The sequence below is a fragment of the Enterobacter sp. KB-221C9 genome (assembly GCF_041320715.1).
GTDB lineage: Bacteria > Pseudomonadota > Gammaproteobacteria > Enterobacterales > Enterobacteriaceae > Enterobacter > Enterobacter asburiae_D.
Window position 1 is genome coordinate 406,588 of record NZ_JBGIWG010000004.1, and the last position, 15,649, is coordinate 422,236.

17 protein-coding genes and 1 other annotated feature are annotated in these 15,649 nt (G+C 53.4%); of the genes, 7 read left to right on the plus strand and 10 right to left on the minus strand.

Annotation, left to right across the window (positions count from 1 at the left end; all coding sequences use genetic code 11):
- Positions 1 to 73 precede the first annotated feature (73 nt).
- From AB8846_RS08185 to AB8846_RS08210, 6 genes are all read right to left on the minus strand, one after another.
- Positions 74 to 2,683 (minus strand): replication endonuclease, encoded by a 2,610-nt coding sequence (locus AB8846_RS08185; RefSeq protein WP_370732483.1) that lies wholly within the window; start codon positions 2,681 to 2,683, stop codon positions 74 to 76.
- Complete coding sequence (locus tag AB8846_RS08190; RefSeq protein ID WP_370732484.1) at positions 2,680 to 2,907, minus strand: hypothetical protein; 228 nt, start codon at positions 2,905 to 2,907, stop codon at positions 2,680 to 2,682. The genes AB8846_RS08185 and AB8846_RS08190 overlap by 4 nt, the downstream gene beginning before the upstream one ends.
- Complete coding sequence (locus tag AB8846_RS08195; protein ID WP_370732485.1) at positions 2,904 to 3,890, minus strand: DNA adenine methylase; 987 nt, start codon at positions 3,888 to 3,890, stop codon at positions 2,904 to 2,906. The genes AB8846_RS08190 and AB8846_RS08195 overlap by 4 nt, the downstream gene beginning before the upstream one ends.
- Before the next feature lie 69 nt (positions 3,891 to 3,959).
- Entirely contained in the window at positions 3,960 to 4,343 is a 384-nt protein-coding gene (locus AB8846_RS08200) for a hypothetical protein (protein WP_176686562.1), read from the minus strand.
- A 22-nt stretch (positions 4,344 to 4,365) separates the two neighbouring features.
- On the minus strand, positions 4,366 to 4,590 hold the full coding sequence (locus tag AB8846_RS08205; protein WP_048962573.1) for a phage filamentation protein Fil family protein: 225 nt from the start codon (positions 4,588 to 4,590) through the stop codon (positions 4,366 to 4,368).
- Positions 4,591 to 4,592: 2 nt separating this feature from the next.
- On the minus strand, positions 4,593 to 4,865 hold the full coding sequence (locus tag AB8846_RS08210; RefSeq protein ID WP_059445706.1) for a Cox family DNA-binding protein: 273 nt from the start codon (positions 4,863 to 4,865) through the stop codon (positions 4,593 to 4,595).
- A 160-nt stretch (positions 4,866 to 5,025) separates the two neighbouring features.
- Here AB8846_RS08210 and AB8846_RS08215 point away from each other — a divergent pair, with 160 nt between their 5' ends.
- The 4 genes from AB8846_RS08215 to AB8846_RS08230 all read left to right on the plus strand — a co-directional run bounded on the left by AB8846_RS08215 (position 5,026) and on the right by AB8846_RS08230 (position 8,004).
- The gene (locus tag AB8846_RS08215) at positions 5,026 to 5,319 is read left to right on the plus strand and encodes a DNA-binding transcriptional regulator (RefSeq protein WP_236328271.1); all 294 of its coding nucleotides are present in this window, start codon (positions 5,026 to 5,028) and stop codon (positions 5,317 to 5,319) included.
- A gap of 141 nt (positions 5,320 to 5,460) precedes the next feature.
- Positions 5,461 to 6,444, plus strand: a complete 984-nt coding sequence (locus tag AB8846_RS08220) for a tyrosine-type recombinase/integrase (protein WP_320728650.1) — start codon at positions 5,461 to 5,463, stop codon at positions 6,442 to 6,444.
- Positions 6,445 to 6,624: 180 nt separating this feature from the next.
- Complete coding sequence (locus tag AB8846_RS08225; protein WP_320728651.1) at positions 6,625 to 6,954, plus strand: hypothetical protein; 330 nt, start codon at positions 6,625 to 6,627, stop codon at positions 6,952 to 6,954.
- A gap of 177 nt (positions 6,955 to 7,131) precedes the next feature.
- Positions 7,132 to 8,004 (plus strand): SMP-30/gluconolactonase/LRE family protein, encoded by an 873-nt coding sequence (locus tag AB8846_RS08230; protein WP_370732486.1) that lies wholly within the window; start codon positions 7,132 to 7,134, stop codon positions 8,002 to 8,004.
- Here the strand turns inward: AB8846_RS08230 and pheA are convergent.
- From pheA to bamD, 4 genes are all read right to left on the minus strand, one after another.
- Positions 8,001 to 9,161 (minus strand): bifunctional chorismate mutase/prephenate dehydratase, encoded by a 1,161-nt coding sequence (pheA, locus tag AB8846_RS08235; protein WP_370732487.1) that lies wholly within the window; start codon positions 9,159 to 9,161, stop codon positions 8,001 to 8,003. The two genes, AB8846_RS08230 and pheA, sit on opposite strands and share 4 nt — an antisense overlap.
- Before the next feature lie 30 nt (positions 9,162 to 9,191).
- Positions 9,192 to 9,317 (minus strand) — a sequence feature (Phe leader region).
- A complete protein-coding gene (gene pheL, locus AB8846_RS08240; protein WP_370732497.1) occupies positions 9,269 to 9,316 on the minus strand; it encodes a pheA operon leader peptide PheL in 48 nt (15 codons plus the stop codon). (Overlaps the previous feature by 48 nt.)
- 110 nt (positions 9,318 to 9,427) lie before the next feature.
- Entirely contained in the window at positions 9,428 to 9,769 is a 342-nt protein-coding gene (gene raiA / locus AB8846_RS08245) for a ribosome-associated translation inhibitor RaiA (RefSeq protein ID WP_003863162.1), read from the minus strand.
- Between the two features lie 268 nt (positions 9,770 to 10,037).
- The gene (gene bamD / locus AB8846_RS08250) at positions 10,038 to 10,775 is read right to left on the minus strand and encodes an outer membrane protein assembly factor BamD (protein WP_370732488.1); all 738 of its coding nucleotides are present in this window, start codon (positions 10,773 to 10,775) and stop codon (positions 10,038 to 10,040) included.
- 131 nt (positions 10,776 to 10,906) lie between these two features.
- Between bamD and rluD the strand changes: the two genes are divergently transcribed.
- The 3 genes from rluD to clpB all read left to right on the plus strand — a co-directional run bounded on the left by rluD (position 10,907) and on the right by clpB (position 15,318).
- On the plus strand, positions 10,907 to 11,887 hold the full coding sequence (rluD, locus tag AB8846_RS08255; protein WP_023333072.1) for a 23S rRNA pseudouridine(1911/1915/1917) synthase RluD: 981 nt from the start codon (positions 10,907 to 10,909) through the stop codon (positions 11,885 to 11,887).
- The gene (yfiH, locus tag AB8846_RS08260; protein ID WP_370732489.1) at positions 11,884 to 12,615 is read left to right on the plus strand and encodes a purine nucleoside phosphorylase YfiH; all 732 of its coding nucleotides are present in this window, start codon (positions 11,884 to 11,886) and stop codon (positions 12,613 to 12,615) included. Before rluD ends, yfiH begins: the two co-directional genes overlap by 4 nt.
- 129 nt (positions 12,616 to 12,744) lie before the next feature.
- A complete protein-coding gene (gene clpB / locus AB8846_RS08265; RefSeq protein ID WP_063144125.1) occupies positions 12,745 to 15,318 on the plus strand; it encodes an ATP-dependent chaperone ClpB in 2,574 nt (857 codons plus the stop codon).
- Positions 15,319 to 15,649: the final 331 nt, after the last annotated feature.

Sequence of the window (15,649 nt, forward strand, 5' to 3'; positions counted from 1 at the left end):
GGGGGCTTTCTTATCTGTACCGTTCGAATCTCGCTAGCCATCGCAACCAGTTGCGATGGCTAGCGAGATTTACTTATCGTTTCGGTGGTTGACCGTCAGCGGCGGTCACCATTTTTCTGTATACGCCGACCGGATCGAACCGCAAGCGCGAGATATCAACGCCGTGGTTATCCCTCAGCCGTTCCCATAATTTGTTTACCGTGCCGGATTCGTCGCATTGCTGACGCGTAATTAACTCACCGCCCGAACTGGCGCGGTAAACCTGCCCGTTAATTTCCAGCCTGCTGCCTTTCAGCAGTGATATTGCCTGAGCTTCGGAAATATCCAGCCCATAAAGGGAGGCATCGGCCAGCAAACTGGCAACCGCTGGCGCAAGCGCGGCCCGTCTGGCGCTTTCCTCAGCCGATTTTGCATTGATTTTCTCCAATGCGGCCCGCCAGGCAACATCCAGTTCACTGCCTGGGTCATACGGTGAATCTGTTTTTACCCTTCTGACTGGCGTTTCGCGCAACCGGCGAACCAGCTTGCGACGCGTGGCCGCATCCATGTTTTCAAAATCGACCATTTCTTCCTCTGAATCGTCTGTCACATCCTCCACGTCAGGCGCAAAATCGGTGATTTTTTCGTCTTCCGTAGAGTTATTGACAGAACTCCAAGCGTCGCCGGGTGGCGACGGCAAAACGTCAACCCCCAAACCAGGGCCGCTTTTGTCCCCGGTGGCGGCTTTGGATTTGGCGCGAATTGTCCACTTAACCAGACGCGTGCAAATGCGCGACCCTTCGCCCAGACGTGGCGACCAGACCCCGAAGACCTTTTCCGGGATCTCACTGTAGGCGTTCATTTCATCGGCAGGCTGATAGGCGAGGCGGACGACATAGTTTTCACGCGGGATCAACACACCGCCCTGGCGCAAAATGTATGTGGCGAAGCAACCCACATCGGCAGCGGCGCAGACCGCATCCATTTCGGGATCGGCCAGCATTGCCGCGCCACGTTTGAAGGTATTCGCGATTTTGCGCTGGTTGGTTAGCTGATTGCTCAGTTTGCGCAGTTCGCGATAAACGGACACAGGCGGCTGGCCCAACGGCTGAAACTGGCGGATGCGGTGAAGCGATGCCCACGCCATTGCATATCTGGCGGCTTCATTCAGCGGCTTGCCCGTCTCGTCGTCCAGCTCACCGGCTAGCGCGTGGCCGTCGATATTCTTGGAAATATATTTCGCGATGTAGGCCGTTGCTGACCCCTTTCGCGGATCCATTTTCTTGGACTTGAAGCGAGCACCGGTATTGCGGCCCAATTCGTCGCGGTCCTCCGCAATGAAGTAAGCGCGAAGGATCGCGACGGTGGCTTTAACCTCCGCCTGCGGCATGAATAACAGGGCGTGCCAGTGCGGCGTGCCGTCGTGGTGTGGCTCTGCGACACGGAAGCCATAAGGGCGCAAATCTTCACGCTTCAGTTTGGCGGTTGCGCGGTTCCAGACGCGGCATAAATACCGCTGCGCCTGGGCAACGGTGGTGTGATTCCATTTGCTGTTATGGTGACCGGATTCGACATTGCTGTGATATTTGGACGGGCAAGTGATGGTCAGGAAGATGCCCACATCGCCGCGCTGTTGTGCGACAAGCTCCACGCCAGCCATACGCGCCATTAACTCATGGCGGCGGATCGCCGGATTGGACGTGGACTTGTTTATCATATCTTCAAGCGATGAAACGTTGCCGTCTTCGTCTACAAGCTCATGACTCTTGAAAAATTCGCGGTTCTTCCGGCGCTGTTCCTGCCACTCAACCAGGCTTGATGCGCTTACATAGGCGTGGGCCTTGCGATGAACTGCGCCGACTGCACGCAACTGGTTTTCGCGCCAGTCACAGCGAAGACGCCAGATTTTACGGCCCCACCAGTCCGGCGAGCACATACGCAGAATGGCGGTAAAGATCCGATCACGTTCCCACGGCGCGGTCCATGCGGGCGGCACAACGCGAAGGGCCAGCATTTCGCGGCCCAGGTGGCAATAAATCCAGTCCAGTTCCTCAACGCTCATACCCTCGGCGGTCAGGCCCAAAGCGGCGCATTCAGTTTCAAGCATTTCAGCCAGGCGGTTGGCAATCTCATGCGCGGCGCTTAACGCTTCCCGTTTGGTGAAATCTGCCAGGCGTTGCCAGCGGCCATGCCAGTAGGCGGCCAGTTCGCTGTTGACGTCTGTCGCAACGCCTTGTTTGCTGCGCACGACATCAAGACGCAGTAATGATTTTTTCACGGTCCCCATAAGAAAATCATTAATGTGTCGGGCTTCACGGTTGGCGCGTAACCAGTCTATTTTTTTGCGCCAGACTTCGCGGATAAAAAACGGCTCAGACAACAAACGTGCCTCCACTCCCTCCGGCGTGCTGGCCCATGCGGCTGCGGCGGCCTTTGCGGCGGCCATAGCTTTTCTGACCATTTCTTGATGTTCGGCAAACGGCAGGCCGTGCGGCTCGTATTTGTCCAGCGAATGGATCAGCGCTCCACGATTGCGAACCTCAGCCGGGTTATAACCGGCGCGTTTGATAAGCCGGTCGATATGCTTTTCAACGGCAGGATGATGCGCCACCGCCCCGGCGAGCGGGGCAAGTTTTGCAGATTCAAAGGTAAGCGCCCCGATAGCGGGGCGGGGCTTATTCCAGGGCCAGGCGAAATCCGTCATTTCTTACTTTCCACGTTGTACTTTTCGTGGGTCAGCAATGACCAGACCTTGCCGCCGTCCTTACTCAACAACCGCCAGCGGCAACCCAGACGGATCACCAGGTAATGATGTGGCGCAATGCGGGAAAAATTTCTCCGGCCTTTCACGTACTGGCTTAATTCAGCGGTTGCACGCTTGCTTACGCACATCGATGCGGCGCATGAAATCTGCAAACGGGTAGTCACTGGAAAACCTCCACACCATTCGCCGCAGCCGTCGCGATCATTTCTTTGTATGTCGCATTCCCCATTACTGGGCCGCAATCAGGGCAGCAACCGCCACCTGCACGCCCGCAGCCGTCGCACACTTTGAGGACGCCGATCACCTCGCTGGCGGCCCCCCTGGTAATGGCGTTCGCACTCACTGAACGGTTAACGCTGATTTCCTGAAAATTAAAAGCGCGATAAATATCGCGGGTGGCGGGGGTATCACTGTTTGAAAGGATCACCGGCGAACCAGTCAGGCGGTTGGCAGCCAGCAGGGCCGCAGCTAACTGGCGGTGTTGTTTCTCACCAAACGGGGCGGTGTGGTACTGGGTAAAATTGGCTGTTTCGCTCGCTGGCAGGTACGGCGGATCGCAGTAGATAACGGCATCGCTGCCAATCATGATTTTTAATGTGCTCTGGTAGTCGCAACAAACGAAAACGGCTTTCGTGTCGTTGGCCTTTTCAGAGAACAAGCGGATCTGTTCTTCGGGGAAGTAAGGCGGGGTTTTATGCTTACCAAAGGGAACGTTATATCCGCCCTGGCGGTTGTAGCGCACAACGCCGTTATAGCCGTGGCGATTCAGATAAAGGAATTGCGCAGCGCGAAGGATCTTGCCCGCGTCCGGGCCGTTTTCGAAAACTTCACGCGAAGAAAGATTATCTCTGGCACGGGCGTTGAAATCATCCCGGACCCACTGATAACCGTCTTTATCGCCATACACCTTAAACAACGGGCGGGCGGCGTTAATCACCGCATCCGGCCAGCGCGTTATCTGGCGGTAAAGGTTAATCAGGTCGGGATTAATATCACCCAGGATATAACGGCGATATTCAGTATTGAGGAAGACAGAAGCACCGCCGACGAACGGTTCAACCAGGCAATCCGCTTTAGGCAGTACGGGCAGCAGATCGGGAATTACGCGGCTTTTACCACCAGGCCATTTCACAAGCGAACGAATCATTTTACTTTCTCCAGGGTGCAAGAAGCCCGACGCGTTAGCGCCTGTTTCTTTTTTGTGGTCAGTTATTTGTTAATTGGTTGGTTTGTCTGGCTCTGGCGGCTTGTCACGTAAAGCCTGCATTTCAGCGCGGGGCGCGGCGTAGTCCTCAAATTCCCACGGCATTGACGCTGCGAACTCTGAAAGGCGCTTAATCCCCATCATCAGGCAGGTTTGTTCCGCTTCGGTCAGATCAGCAAAAGCTAAATTCAGGTGGCGGCGGGTCAGTTGTGGTAAACCGGCCACGCGGCTGGCCGCATCATTCGCCAGGATGAAAACCACTTTCTTGCGAGTTTCATCCAGGCGATTGAAGCGGGTTGCCGTATCGTTCACGCGGTTGGCGTTCAAACTGGCTTGCAGTCGGGCGCGTTGTTCCAGAAAACTGCGGCGGCCCGGTTGCTGTCCTGTTTTATCCATGAACATATCCACCTCACCAGAACTAAGCGAAGATGCCCATCAGGCGGGCGAACCAGCGGCGCTTATTGCGCGGGCGAGACATAAACGGCAAACGTGACTGTTTGATGAACTGCACGTCGGTTGCCTTTGGCTGGAAGAAGCGACCGTCCGGGGTTTCAATCCAGCCACGGGTGTGGGCGCGGTGTGTTACCTGCTGGCTTTTGGTTAACAGGCTTGCGAAAGAAGGGCTTGTCGTCAGCGTAGTCATGATTACAGCCCCATCCATAAAAGCCATGCATCGCGCTGTTCAACCGGGCGGTTATAAAACGCTTCACGAACACCGCGATTGAACTCTGGAACATAGACCAGTTTGTCACCGGCGCGGGCTTTCGGTTTCGTAGGATCGCGAAACTCAACGATCGGCAGTTTGTTTTTTTCAATCATCGCGGCTACTGCGGTGCGGGGTTTCCCTAGCAGTTCCGCGAACTTATCAGGGTGCACCGCATCAAGCGGATACTGGATAACGTAGTCGTTTGCTTCCATGACACTCTCCATTCTCATCTGGTTACATGCTAACCTTGTAGGATCCAGCGGCTTAAAAACGGTTCAGGATGCTTCCTGAAGCGCTGGACTCGCGCCCAAAATGGTATCCGGTTGGGTACCATTCGAGGCAAATATAGTCTCCATAGGGGAACCATGTCAAATGAAAACATCGGAGAAACTCCGTGCTATTCGTAAAGCTGAAGGGCTAACACAAGCGAAGTTTTGCGAAATCAGCGGCGTAGCGCTTAGTTCTTTAAAAAATTATGAAGGTGGTCATAAGGAACCAGGCTTACAAATTGTGAAGCAGATCGTAAACGCCCCATTGTTCAAAAAATACACGCTCTGGATTATGACCGACGAAACGGCACCTGAAGCCGGGCAAATTAGTCCGGTCGTCGCACACTCTGGGCAAGAAGAAACAACCTCGTCACCCTCAGACCGCAAAACTGGCTAACGATTAACCAAGCTTATATTTATTTCAAATGTTGTTTACTTGTTGCTAGATATAACTGTCATAACCCCAAAAGTGTAGTTAACAAAACTAAGTTTAAGCAGAAGTCGGGAATTAAAACCTTAAAAGCTGTCGGAGGGTCTTATGAGCATTAAGAGACTCGATGATGGTCGATACGAAGTGGACATCAGGCCGCGCGGGCGCGAAGGACGTCGCATTCGCCGGAAGTTTGAAAGGAAAGCCGAAGCGTTAGCATTCGAACGCTACACGCTGGCGAACGCAAATACCAAAGAGTGGGCGGGTAAGCGAGCTGATCGCCGAACGCTTTCAGAATTGCTGGATATTTGGTGGAAGTATTACGGTCAGAATCTTGAGCGCGGTACGAAGGAGTTTAATCATTTGGTTAAAACAATAGGCGATATTGGCGATATCCCTGTCACCAGATTAAACAAACGAATCTTGATGGATTACCGTTCCGCAAGATTGCGCGACGGTGTGAGCGCATCAACGATTAACCGTGACCTTTACCGCTTATCTGGCATGTTCTCTAAGTTGATAAAGCTAGATGAGTTTGCCGGGGCGCACCCTGTTCATGGACTGCCACCTTTGGCTGAGGCCAACCAGGAAATGGCATTCCTGGACAAAGCAGAGATATCGCAGTTGCTGAATTCGTTTACCGGGGATGATCTACTTGTCGCCCTTCTGGGCCTCAGTACGGGCGGACGATGGTCAGAACTCGTAACACTGAAGCCAGCGCAGATTGTTAACGCGCGCGTCACGTTCCTGAAAACAAAAAACGGGAAAAAACGCACGGTTCCCATCTCTGCCGAACTGGAAAAAATGATCAAGGAAAAGGCCAGCGGGAATTTATTCAACGTCGATTATGTGAGTTTTTGCAAGATACTGAAGATGGTCAAGCCCGACATCCCACCAAATCAGGCAACACATATTCTGCGGCATACCTTCGCAAGTCATTTCGTGATGAATGGGGGCAACATCATTGCACTACAGCGAATACTGGGTCATGCAAACATCCAGCAGACCATGACCTATGCACACCTTTCGCCGGAATATTTGCAAAATGCCGTGGCGCTTAACCCACTGGGTGGAGGCATCAGCCTAAGTTAGACCCGCTTTGGTGACGGTGCGCAGGTATGCAGAACCTCCAGAAGATGATTCAGGTTCTCAGTATCTTCTGGAGTCTCGCAGAATCTTACGTAAGTAACTTTCTGAGAGAACAATACGGCGAAAGCTTTACGTATAAGCGTCAGGAAAAACAGGAATTTACTATCAGGAGATTTGCCACACATGACGAGTAACAGCATAAATAACATCCGTTTTGTTGGTCGTGGTGCCACTATAGACCACCTGGGGAAGGAATTAAACAGCGCTCATTTTGAGACCAAACGCGGCCCCAGATTTTTTTCGGCATCCTCAACCACGCTTGAATATGTGCAAGTTATTGTACCGGTTGCAACATCAGCGATAAGCGCCCTGGCCGCGATTATTATCGCCAAAGCGAAATACGGGAAAATTAAGGTTCAATACCGCGATGGGCCCGTATCTGAGGTTACGGCTAACAATACCAAAGAGGTAGAAGACATTCTGAGAGCAGCAAAAGAAATCCATTTGGATTGATCAAAGTGTCCACATTGCGTCCACACTTCGGGGTGTTTGAAACGGTTCCAGATGGTTACAACTTTTTTTAACTTACTGTTTTTTAAAGGGGTTGCATGTAAGTTATTGATAAGCAGTAACCATGCATTATATGGTTAAAGCCAGCAATGCTGGCTTTTTTTATTTTGGGGAACTGTCATGGCCGAACCGCAGCTGCTGTTGAATTACACCGGGCATCTGCCTGAATGCCCGACATGGAGCACAGAAGAGCACGCGCTCTACTGGGCCGATATTCTGGAAGGGGAGATCCACCGCTACCATCTGCCGACGGCAGAACACACCGTGCTCTCTTTCCATGAGGAGGTGGGCTGTTTCGCGCTGCGCGAGCAGGGTGGTTTTATCGTTGCGATGCGAACGGGTATCTGGCTGACCGATAAACACGGCCTGCTGCGCCGCAAGGTGTGTGATAACCCCTCTAACCCGCAGCTTGCACGTTTTAACGACGGCGGCACCGATTATCTGGGGCGGTTCTACGCGGGCACGTTTTGGGGGCCGGGAGATTACAACGGCGCGTTGCTGATGCGCATCGACAACGACCTGACGCCGAAAGTGATCCAGTGCGATATTCACGGGCACAACGGCTTAGCGTTTAGCCCGGACAAGCGGTGGATGTTTACCTCAGACACGCCAAACGGCGTTATTTACCGCACGCCGCTTGACGAGCAGGGCGAACCCGGCAGGCGTGAGGTGTTTCGTCAGTTTAAAGAGGGCGAAGGCATACCGGACGGCGCGGCCATGGATGTGGAAGGTTGCTACTGGAGCGCGCTGTTTGACGGCTGGGGTATTGCGCGTTTTTCTCCGCAAGGGGAGCAACTGGAAGAGTACCGCATGCCGGTGCGTTGCCCGACGATGGTCTGTTTTGGCGGTGATGATATGAAAACGCTGTTCATTACCACCACGCGGGAAAATATGGATGCGGAGGAGGTGGCGAAGTATCCGCTCTCCGGCGCCATCTTCACCCTGCCTGTCAGCGTGGCAGGGATGAAGAAAAGCCGGTTTATCGAACGTTAAGCCGGGTCAACCGGGACCACGTTCTCGCTCGGATAGCAGCCCAGCACCTTCATGGAGCGCGTGATCTCGCCCAGTTCGCGCAGGGCTTTCTGCATGGATGCAGATTCCAGGTTGGCCTGGATATCAAGGTAGAACATCTCTTCCCACGGATTACCGTGAATCGGACGTGATTCCAGCTTCGTCATGATCAGGTTGTGATTACGCAGCACCAGCAGGGCTTCAACCAGCGCACCGGCCTGCTGGCCGGTGGCCATCAGCAGGGTCGTTTTAGCCGGAACCTGATCCGAGACATCAATAGCTTTACGCGCCAGCACCACGAAACGGGTGATGTTTTGCGTCTGGTTTGCCAGATTACGTTCCAGTACCTGTAAACCATACAGCGCGCCGCCCGCTTCGCTGCCGAGCGCAGCGACGGTTGGGGAGTTAGCCTGCGTCACTTTTTCCATCGCCGCCGAGGTGCTTTCGGTGTACTCAATTTTCCAGTTCGGATAGCGGTTCAGGAACTGGCTGCACTGCTGGAACGGCTGTGGATGACTGTAGACCGTTTCGATCTTGCTCAGGTCGGTTGAGCCGGAGACCAGCACGCAGTGGTCGATAGGGATCGTCAGCTCGCCAACCAGCGACAGGCTGGTGTGCTGCAGCAAATCGTAAACGTCGTTGATGGCGCCGGAGCTGGTGTTCTCAATCGGCACCACGGCGTAATCCGCCTGGCCGGTCTCAACCTGATTAAATATGTCTGCAAACTTCGCACAGCCGCTCTCGATAAACTCTTCGAAATGGCGTGCGGCATACTGACGCGCGGCCAGGTGAGAATAAGAGCCCTTCGGACCGAGGAAGGCGATACGCGCAGAGTGCGGATTGGTTTTGTTCAGATGCTGCTGGAGTAACGCTTGCTGGGTGAGAACGGAGTCTTCGATGATGAGCTGGAACAACCGGGTGATGTAGTGGGCATCGAGGTGATGCGCTTTACCGAGCTGGATCAGCCGCTCCAGCAGATCGCGCTCGCGGTCAATATCACGTACCGGGCGATGGGAGTCCAGCTTGGCTTTGCCCACTTCGACGGCGAGCGTGCGGCGTTCGGCCAGCAGCGCCAGTAATTTCTCGTCCAGCGCGCTGATTTTTACGCGCAGATCCAGTAACGGGTTTTCCGGTGTCATAGTGTTGCCTGTCTCATTTTATCGTTATCAATAAAAAAGGCCTCCCGCTGTGGGAGGCCTTGTTGTTCGTCTTCGCATTCTTTATCACACGACGAAACGCCTCCCAGTCAGGGGAAGGAAAAAAAGAATGCGAAGAAGAACGGCGTAAGTTTCATGAAGTCATCCTGTGATTGATACCGTTAAAGTACCCGTACTGTTTTCACCCTGTCAATAAAAAACAAAAAACGCGCCCGAAGGCGCGTTGGCGGTACACTCAATTTAAAGGATTACTCTTCTTCAACTTCTTCCGCGAAGCTGGCGTCTTTCACCGATGTTGCGGCGCGACGGGCTTCACCTTTGTGTTGCACTTTATTGAGCTGCCGTTCCAGCTTGTTGATCAAATCGTTAATAGCGGTGTACATATCCTCGTGTTTTGCGCTGGCGACCAGATGGCCGTTTGGAGTATTGATAGTTGCGTCAGCGATGAAACCCTGCGGCTCCTTGGACAGGATGATATGTGGATTAATCAAATGAGTTTGCCATTTATCCAGTTTGGCGAGACGGTCTGCGACGTGCTGGCGGATTGCCGGAGTAATTTCCATTTGTTTACTGGTAATGTTCATTGTCATAAATTTTACCTCTTGTCTTTCCGTCTTGGTGATTCCAGCATACCCGACCTAATGTCAAAATGTGTGATTTAGATCACGTTATTTTGTCGGTTTTTGTCAGGGAATCTTTTTTGTGAGGCAGGGCAGGAAGAGGTGAGATTTACCTTGTCGAAGGCAAAAATTGGGGCCATAGTTGACTGGATGTGTTGTAGCTAACGCGCTTCAGCGACGCTCGAAAACGAATAAAAAAACGGCAGCCCAAGGGCTGCCGTTTTGCATTGAGGCAAGATCAGGTGTTGCTGCTGTTCGCGGCGATGATTTTCGCCACTTTTTCAGCCTGAGTGGTCATCTGCATCTGACGGTAAGCATTTTCCATCAGCTTCAGGCCGTCGCGCGTTGCCTGAGTATCCGGATAATCACGCAGCATACCTTCTACGCGGTTAACCACGGCAACCCATGCGCCACGGCGGGTATAGTATTCCGCCACGGAGTATTCATATTTCGCCAGACGATCTTTCAGGAACACCAGACGTTTGGTGGCGTCGGTCACGTACTGACTGTTCGGATAGCCGCGCACCAGCTTGGAGAAGTCATTGAAGGCATCACGCGCATGCTGCGGGTCACGGTCTGAACGATCCACGCCGAAGAAGCCCTGCAGCGCACTGTCGTCCAGCGCCATGTTGGTGAGGCCGCGCATGTACATCACATAGTCGATGTTAGGATGAGTCGGGTTCAGACGTATGAAACGATCGATGGTTGCCTGAGCCAGCGGCAGATCGGCATTTTTATAGTATGCATAGATGAGATCTAACTGTACCTGCTGCGAATACGGACCAAATGGATAGCGATTATCCAACGCTTCCAGTTGCGTTATCGCCTGTTTCCAGTTACCGTCCTGCAACTTTTGTTGTGCAGTCGCATAGATTTCATTCGGCGGATTGTCAGGGACCTGTTCATTTGAACCGGAGCAGCCCACCAAAGCCAGGCTCAACGTGGCCGCTGCCACCAGATATTTCATGCGCGTCATGACGTTTTGACTTTCCTCAAATGTTTGTCCGGGAGAAACTCTGTTCCTGCTCCCGATTAAGACCAGCTACAATAGCACACTATATTAAACGGCAAAGCCGTAAAACCCAACGTTAAACGAAGAAGCAGTTTATGGCACAACGAGTAGAACTCACCGCAACAGTCTCCGAAAATCAGCTCGGTCAACGCTTAGATCAGGCTTTGGCCGAATTGTTCCCTGATTATTCGCGTTCACGCATAAAAGAATGGATCCTTGACCAGCGCGTGCTGGTAAACGGCAAGATCTGGGACAAACCAAAAGAGAAAGTGTTAGGTGGGGAAGCTGTCGCCATCAATGCTGAAATCGAAGAGGAAATCCGCTTCGAGCCGCAGGATATCCCACTGGACATCGTCTATGAAGATGATGACATTCTGGTGATCAACAAGCCGCGCGACCTGGTTGTTCATCCGGGCGCGGGGAATCCTGACGGTACGGTACTTAACGCACTTCTCCATTATTATCCGCCGATCGTGGATGTCCCGCGCGCGGGCATCGTGCACCGTCTGGATAAAGACACCACCGGCTTGATGGTGGTGGCGAAGACCGTTCCTGCTCAGACCCGTCTGGTGGAGTCGCTGCAGCTGCGCGAAATCACCCGCGAGTATGAAGCCGTAGCCATTGGGCATATGACCTCTGGCGGAACGGTGGAAGAGCCAATCAGCCGTCACCCAACCAAACGTACCCATATGTCGGTGCATCCGATGGGTAAACCGGCAGTGACGCACTATCGCATTATGGAACACTTCCGTATTCATACGCGTCTACGTCTGCGTCTGGAAACCGGGCGTACTCACCAGATCCGCGTGCATATGGCCCACATTACCCATCCGCTGGTGGGGGATCAGGTCTACGGCGGTCGTCCGCGTCCGCCTAAAGGCGCATCGGATGAGTTCATCAGCGTATTGCGTAAATTCGATCGTCAGGCGCTGCACGCGACCATGCTGCGTCTTTATCACCCTATCACCGGTATTCAGATGGAGTGGCATGCGCCTATCCCGCAGGATATGGTGGATCTTATTGACGCCATGCGTGCTGATTTCGAAGAACATAAGGATCAAGTGGACTGGTTATGACCAAACTGATTGTCCCGGAGTGGCCATTGCCTGCGGGTGTGGCTGCCTGTAGTTCAACCCGTATTGGCGGTGTTAGCCAGGGCGCGTGGGAGTCTTTGAACCTCGGTGCGCACTGTGGCGACAACCTGGAACACGTTGAAGAGAACCGCAGGCGTCTGTTTGCTGCGGGGAACTTGCCGTCGAAACCGGTCTGGCTGGAACAGGTTCATGGTAACGCGGTACTGACGTTGACGGGGGAACCCTATGCTTCTAAACGCGCTGATGCCTCTTACAGCAATACTTCGGGAACCGTTTGTGCCGTGATGACCGCCGATTGTCTGCCGGTTCTGTTCTGTAACCGTGCAGGTACCGAGGTGGCAGCAGCTCACGCGGGCTGGCGTGGTCTGTGTGAAGGCGTGCTCGAAGAAACCGTCGCCTGCTTTAACGATGAGCCCACCAATATTATGGCCTGGCTTGGCCCGGCCATTGGTCCTCGCGCTTTTGAAGTGGGGCCAGAGGTGCGCGAAGCCTTTATGGAAAAAGATCCGCAAGCGGTGGAAGCCTTCCTGCCTTCGGGGGATAAATATCTGGCCGATATTTACCAGCTCGCCCGCCAGCGCCTGAATAAGGTCGGCGTGACGCAGATCTTTGGCGGCGATCGCTGCACATTCACCGAAAAGGGTGATTTTTTCTCCTATCGCCGCGACAAGACCACGGGACGTATGGCAAGTTTCATTTGGCTGATATAACCTAAAGAATCAAGACGATCCGGTACGTGCCGTTTTCTTTTCACATAATTCAGGTCATTAACCTTGAATAATTGAGGGATGACCTCATTTAATCTCCAGTAGCAAATTTGACCTGTTATGGGAGGAGTTATGCGTCTGGATCGTCTTACTAATAAATTCCAGCTTGCTCTCGCCGATGCCCAGTCCCTCGCACTGGGGCACGACAACCAATTTATCGAACCTCTTCATTTAATGAGCGCCTTGCTGAATCAGGAAGGGGGATCGGTACGTCCTTTATTAACGTCCGCTGGCATTAATGCTGGCCAGTTACGCACCGCTATCGATCAGGCGCTGAGCCGTTTGCCGCAGGTAGAAGGTACCGGCGGCGACGTTCAGCCGTCGCAGGATCTGGTACGCGTGCTGAACCTTTGCGACAAGCTGGCGCAAAAACGTGGGGACAACTTTATTTCGTCAGAGCTGTTTGTTCTGGCGGCGCTTGAATCACGCGGTACCTTGACCGACCTGCTGAAATCTGCCGGTGCGACCACCGCCAATGTGACTCAGGCGATTGAGAAAATGCGCGGAGGTGAAAGCGTGAACGATCAGGGAGCCGAAGACCAACGTCAGGCTTTGAAGAAATTTACGGTCGATCTGACCGAGCGTGCTGAGCAGGGCAAACTTGACCCGGTTATCGGCCGTGATGAAGAAATTCGCCGTACGATTCAGGTACTGCAGCGTCGTACCAAGAACAACCCGGTGCTGATTGGTGAGCCGGGTGTCGGTAAAACCGCCATTGTTGAAGGACTGGCGCAGCGAATTGTGAACGGCGAAGTGCCGGAAGGCCTGAAAGGCCGTCGCGTACTGGCGCTGGATATGGGCGCGCTGGTGGCCGGTGCGAAATACCGCGGCGAGTTCGAAGAGCGTCTCAAAGGCGTGCTTAACGACCTGGCGAAGCAGGAAGGCAACGTTATCCTGTTTATCGACGAACTGCACACCATGGTCGGTGCCGGTAAAGCGGACGGCGCGATGGATGCCGGGAACATGCTGAAACCTGCGCTGGCGCGCGGTGAACTTCACTGCGTCGGCGCCACTACGCTTGACGAGTATCGTCAGTACATTGAGAAAGATGCTGCGCTGGAACGTCGCTTCCAGAAAGTGTTTGTTGCTGAGCCAAGCGTTGAAGATACCATCGCGATCCTGCGTGGTCTGAAAGAGCGCTATGAGCTGCACCACCATGTGCAAATTACTGACCCGGCCATCGTTGCGGCGGCGACGCTTTCGCATCGTTATATCGCTGACCGTCAGCTGCCGGACAAAGCGATTGACCTGATCGACGAAGCTGCATCAAGCATTCGTATGCAGATTGACTCGAAGCCGGAAGAGCTGGACCGACTCGACCGACGCATTATTCAGCTCAAGCTGGAGCAGCAGGCGCTGAAGAAAGAGTCTGATGAAGCCAGTAAGAAACGCCTGGATATGCTCAATGAAGAACTGGACGATAAAGAGCGCCAGTATTCTGAGCTGGAAGAAGAGTGGAAAGCCGAGAAAGCTTCCCTTTCCGGCACCCAGACGATCAAAGCAGAACTCGAACAGGCAAAAATTGCCATTGAGCAGGCTCGCCGTGTCGGCGACTTGGCGCGGATGTCTGAACTGCAGTACGGCAAAATTCCTGAGCTGGAAAAACAGCTTGAGATAGCGACGCAGTCAGAAGGGAAAACGATGCGTCTGTTACGTAATAAAGTGACGGATGCAGAAATCGCGGAAGTGCTTGCTCGCTGGACCGGTATTCCGGTGGCGCGCATGCTGGAAGGCGAGCGTGAAAAACTGCTGCGCATGGAGCAAGATCTCCACAATCGGGTGATTGGTCAGAACGAAGCGGTTGAGGCGGTATCGAACGCTATTCGCCGTAGCCGAGCGGGGCTGTCCGATCCAAACCGCCCGATTGGTTCGTTCCTGTTCCTGGGGCCGACGGGTGTCGGTAAAACCGAGCTGTGTAAAGCGCTGGCTAACTTTATGTTCGACAGCGACGATGCGATGGTGCGTATCGACATGTCCGAGTTTATGGAGAAACACTCCGTCTCACGTCTGGTCGGTGCGCCTCCGGGATACGTTGGTTACGAAGAAGGTGGCTATCTGACAGAAGCGGTTCGCCGTCGCCCTTATTCCGTCATCCTGCTGGATGAAGTGGAAAAAGCGCATCCGGATGTATTCAACATCCTGCTTCAGGTGCTGGATGATGGCCGTCTGACCGACGGGCAGGGGAGAACGGTCGACTTCCGTAATACGGTTGTCATTATGACCTCTAACCTGGGTTCCGATTTGATTCAGGAACGTTTCGGCGAACTGGACTATAGCCATATGAAGGATCTGGTACTGGGGGTCGTGAGCCAAAACTTCCGTCCGGAGTTCATCAACCGTATTGATGAAGTGGTGGTCTTCCATCCTCTGGGTGAGAAACACATTGCGTCGATTGCGCAGATCCAGCTGCAGCGTCTGTATAAACGTCTGGAAGAGCGTGGGTATGAAATTCACATCTCCGACGAGGCGCTGAAGCTGCTGAGCGAGAATGGTTACGATCCGGTGTACGGTGCACGTCCATTGAAACGTGCAATCCAGCAGCAGATCGAAAACCCATTGGCGCAGCAGATTCTCTCCGGAGAGTTAATTCCAGGCAAAGTTATTCGTCTGGAAGCCAACGACGATCGCATTGTGGCAGTGCAGTAAGTCACAAAACGCAAAAACGAGCCGCTTGCGGCTCGTTTTTGTTTAAAAACCAGGCGAAAATTGAGGTCTGGAGTTAGTTTTGCCTGGAAAGTGAGCAGTCAGTAAATAAATTTCACTTTATCCTTGCAGGTTCGGAATTACTCCCTATAATGCGCCTCCACTGACACGGAACAACGGCACACACGCCGCCGGGTCAACAGAGAAGAGCGAAAATAAACGCTTGACTCTGAAAGAGGAAAGCGTAATATACGCCACCTCGCAACGGTGAGCGAAAGCCGCGTTGCACTGCTCTTTAACAATTTATCAGACAATCTGTGTGGGCACTCAAAGT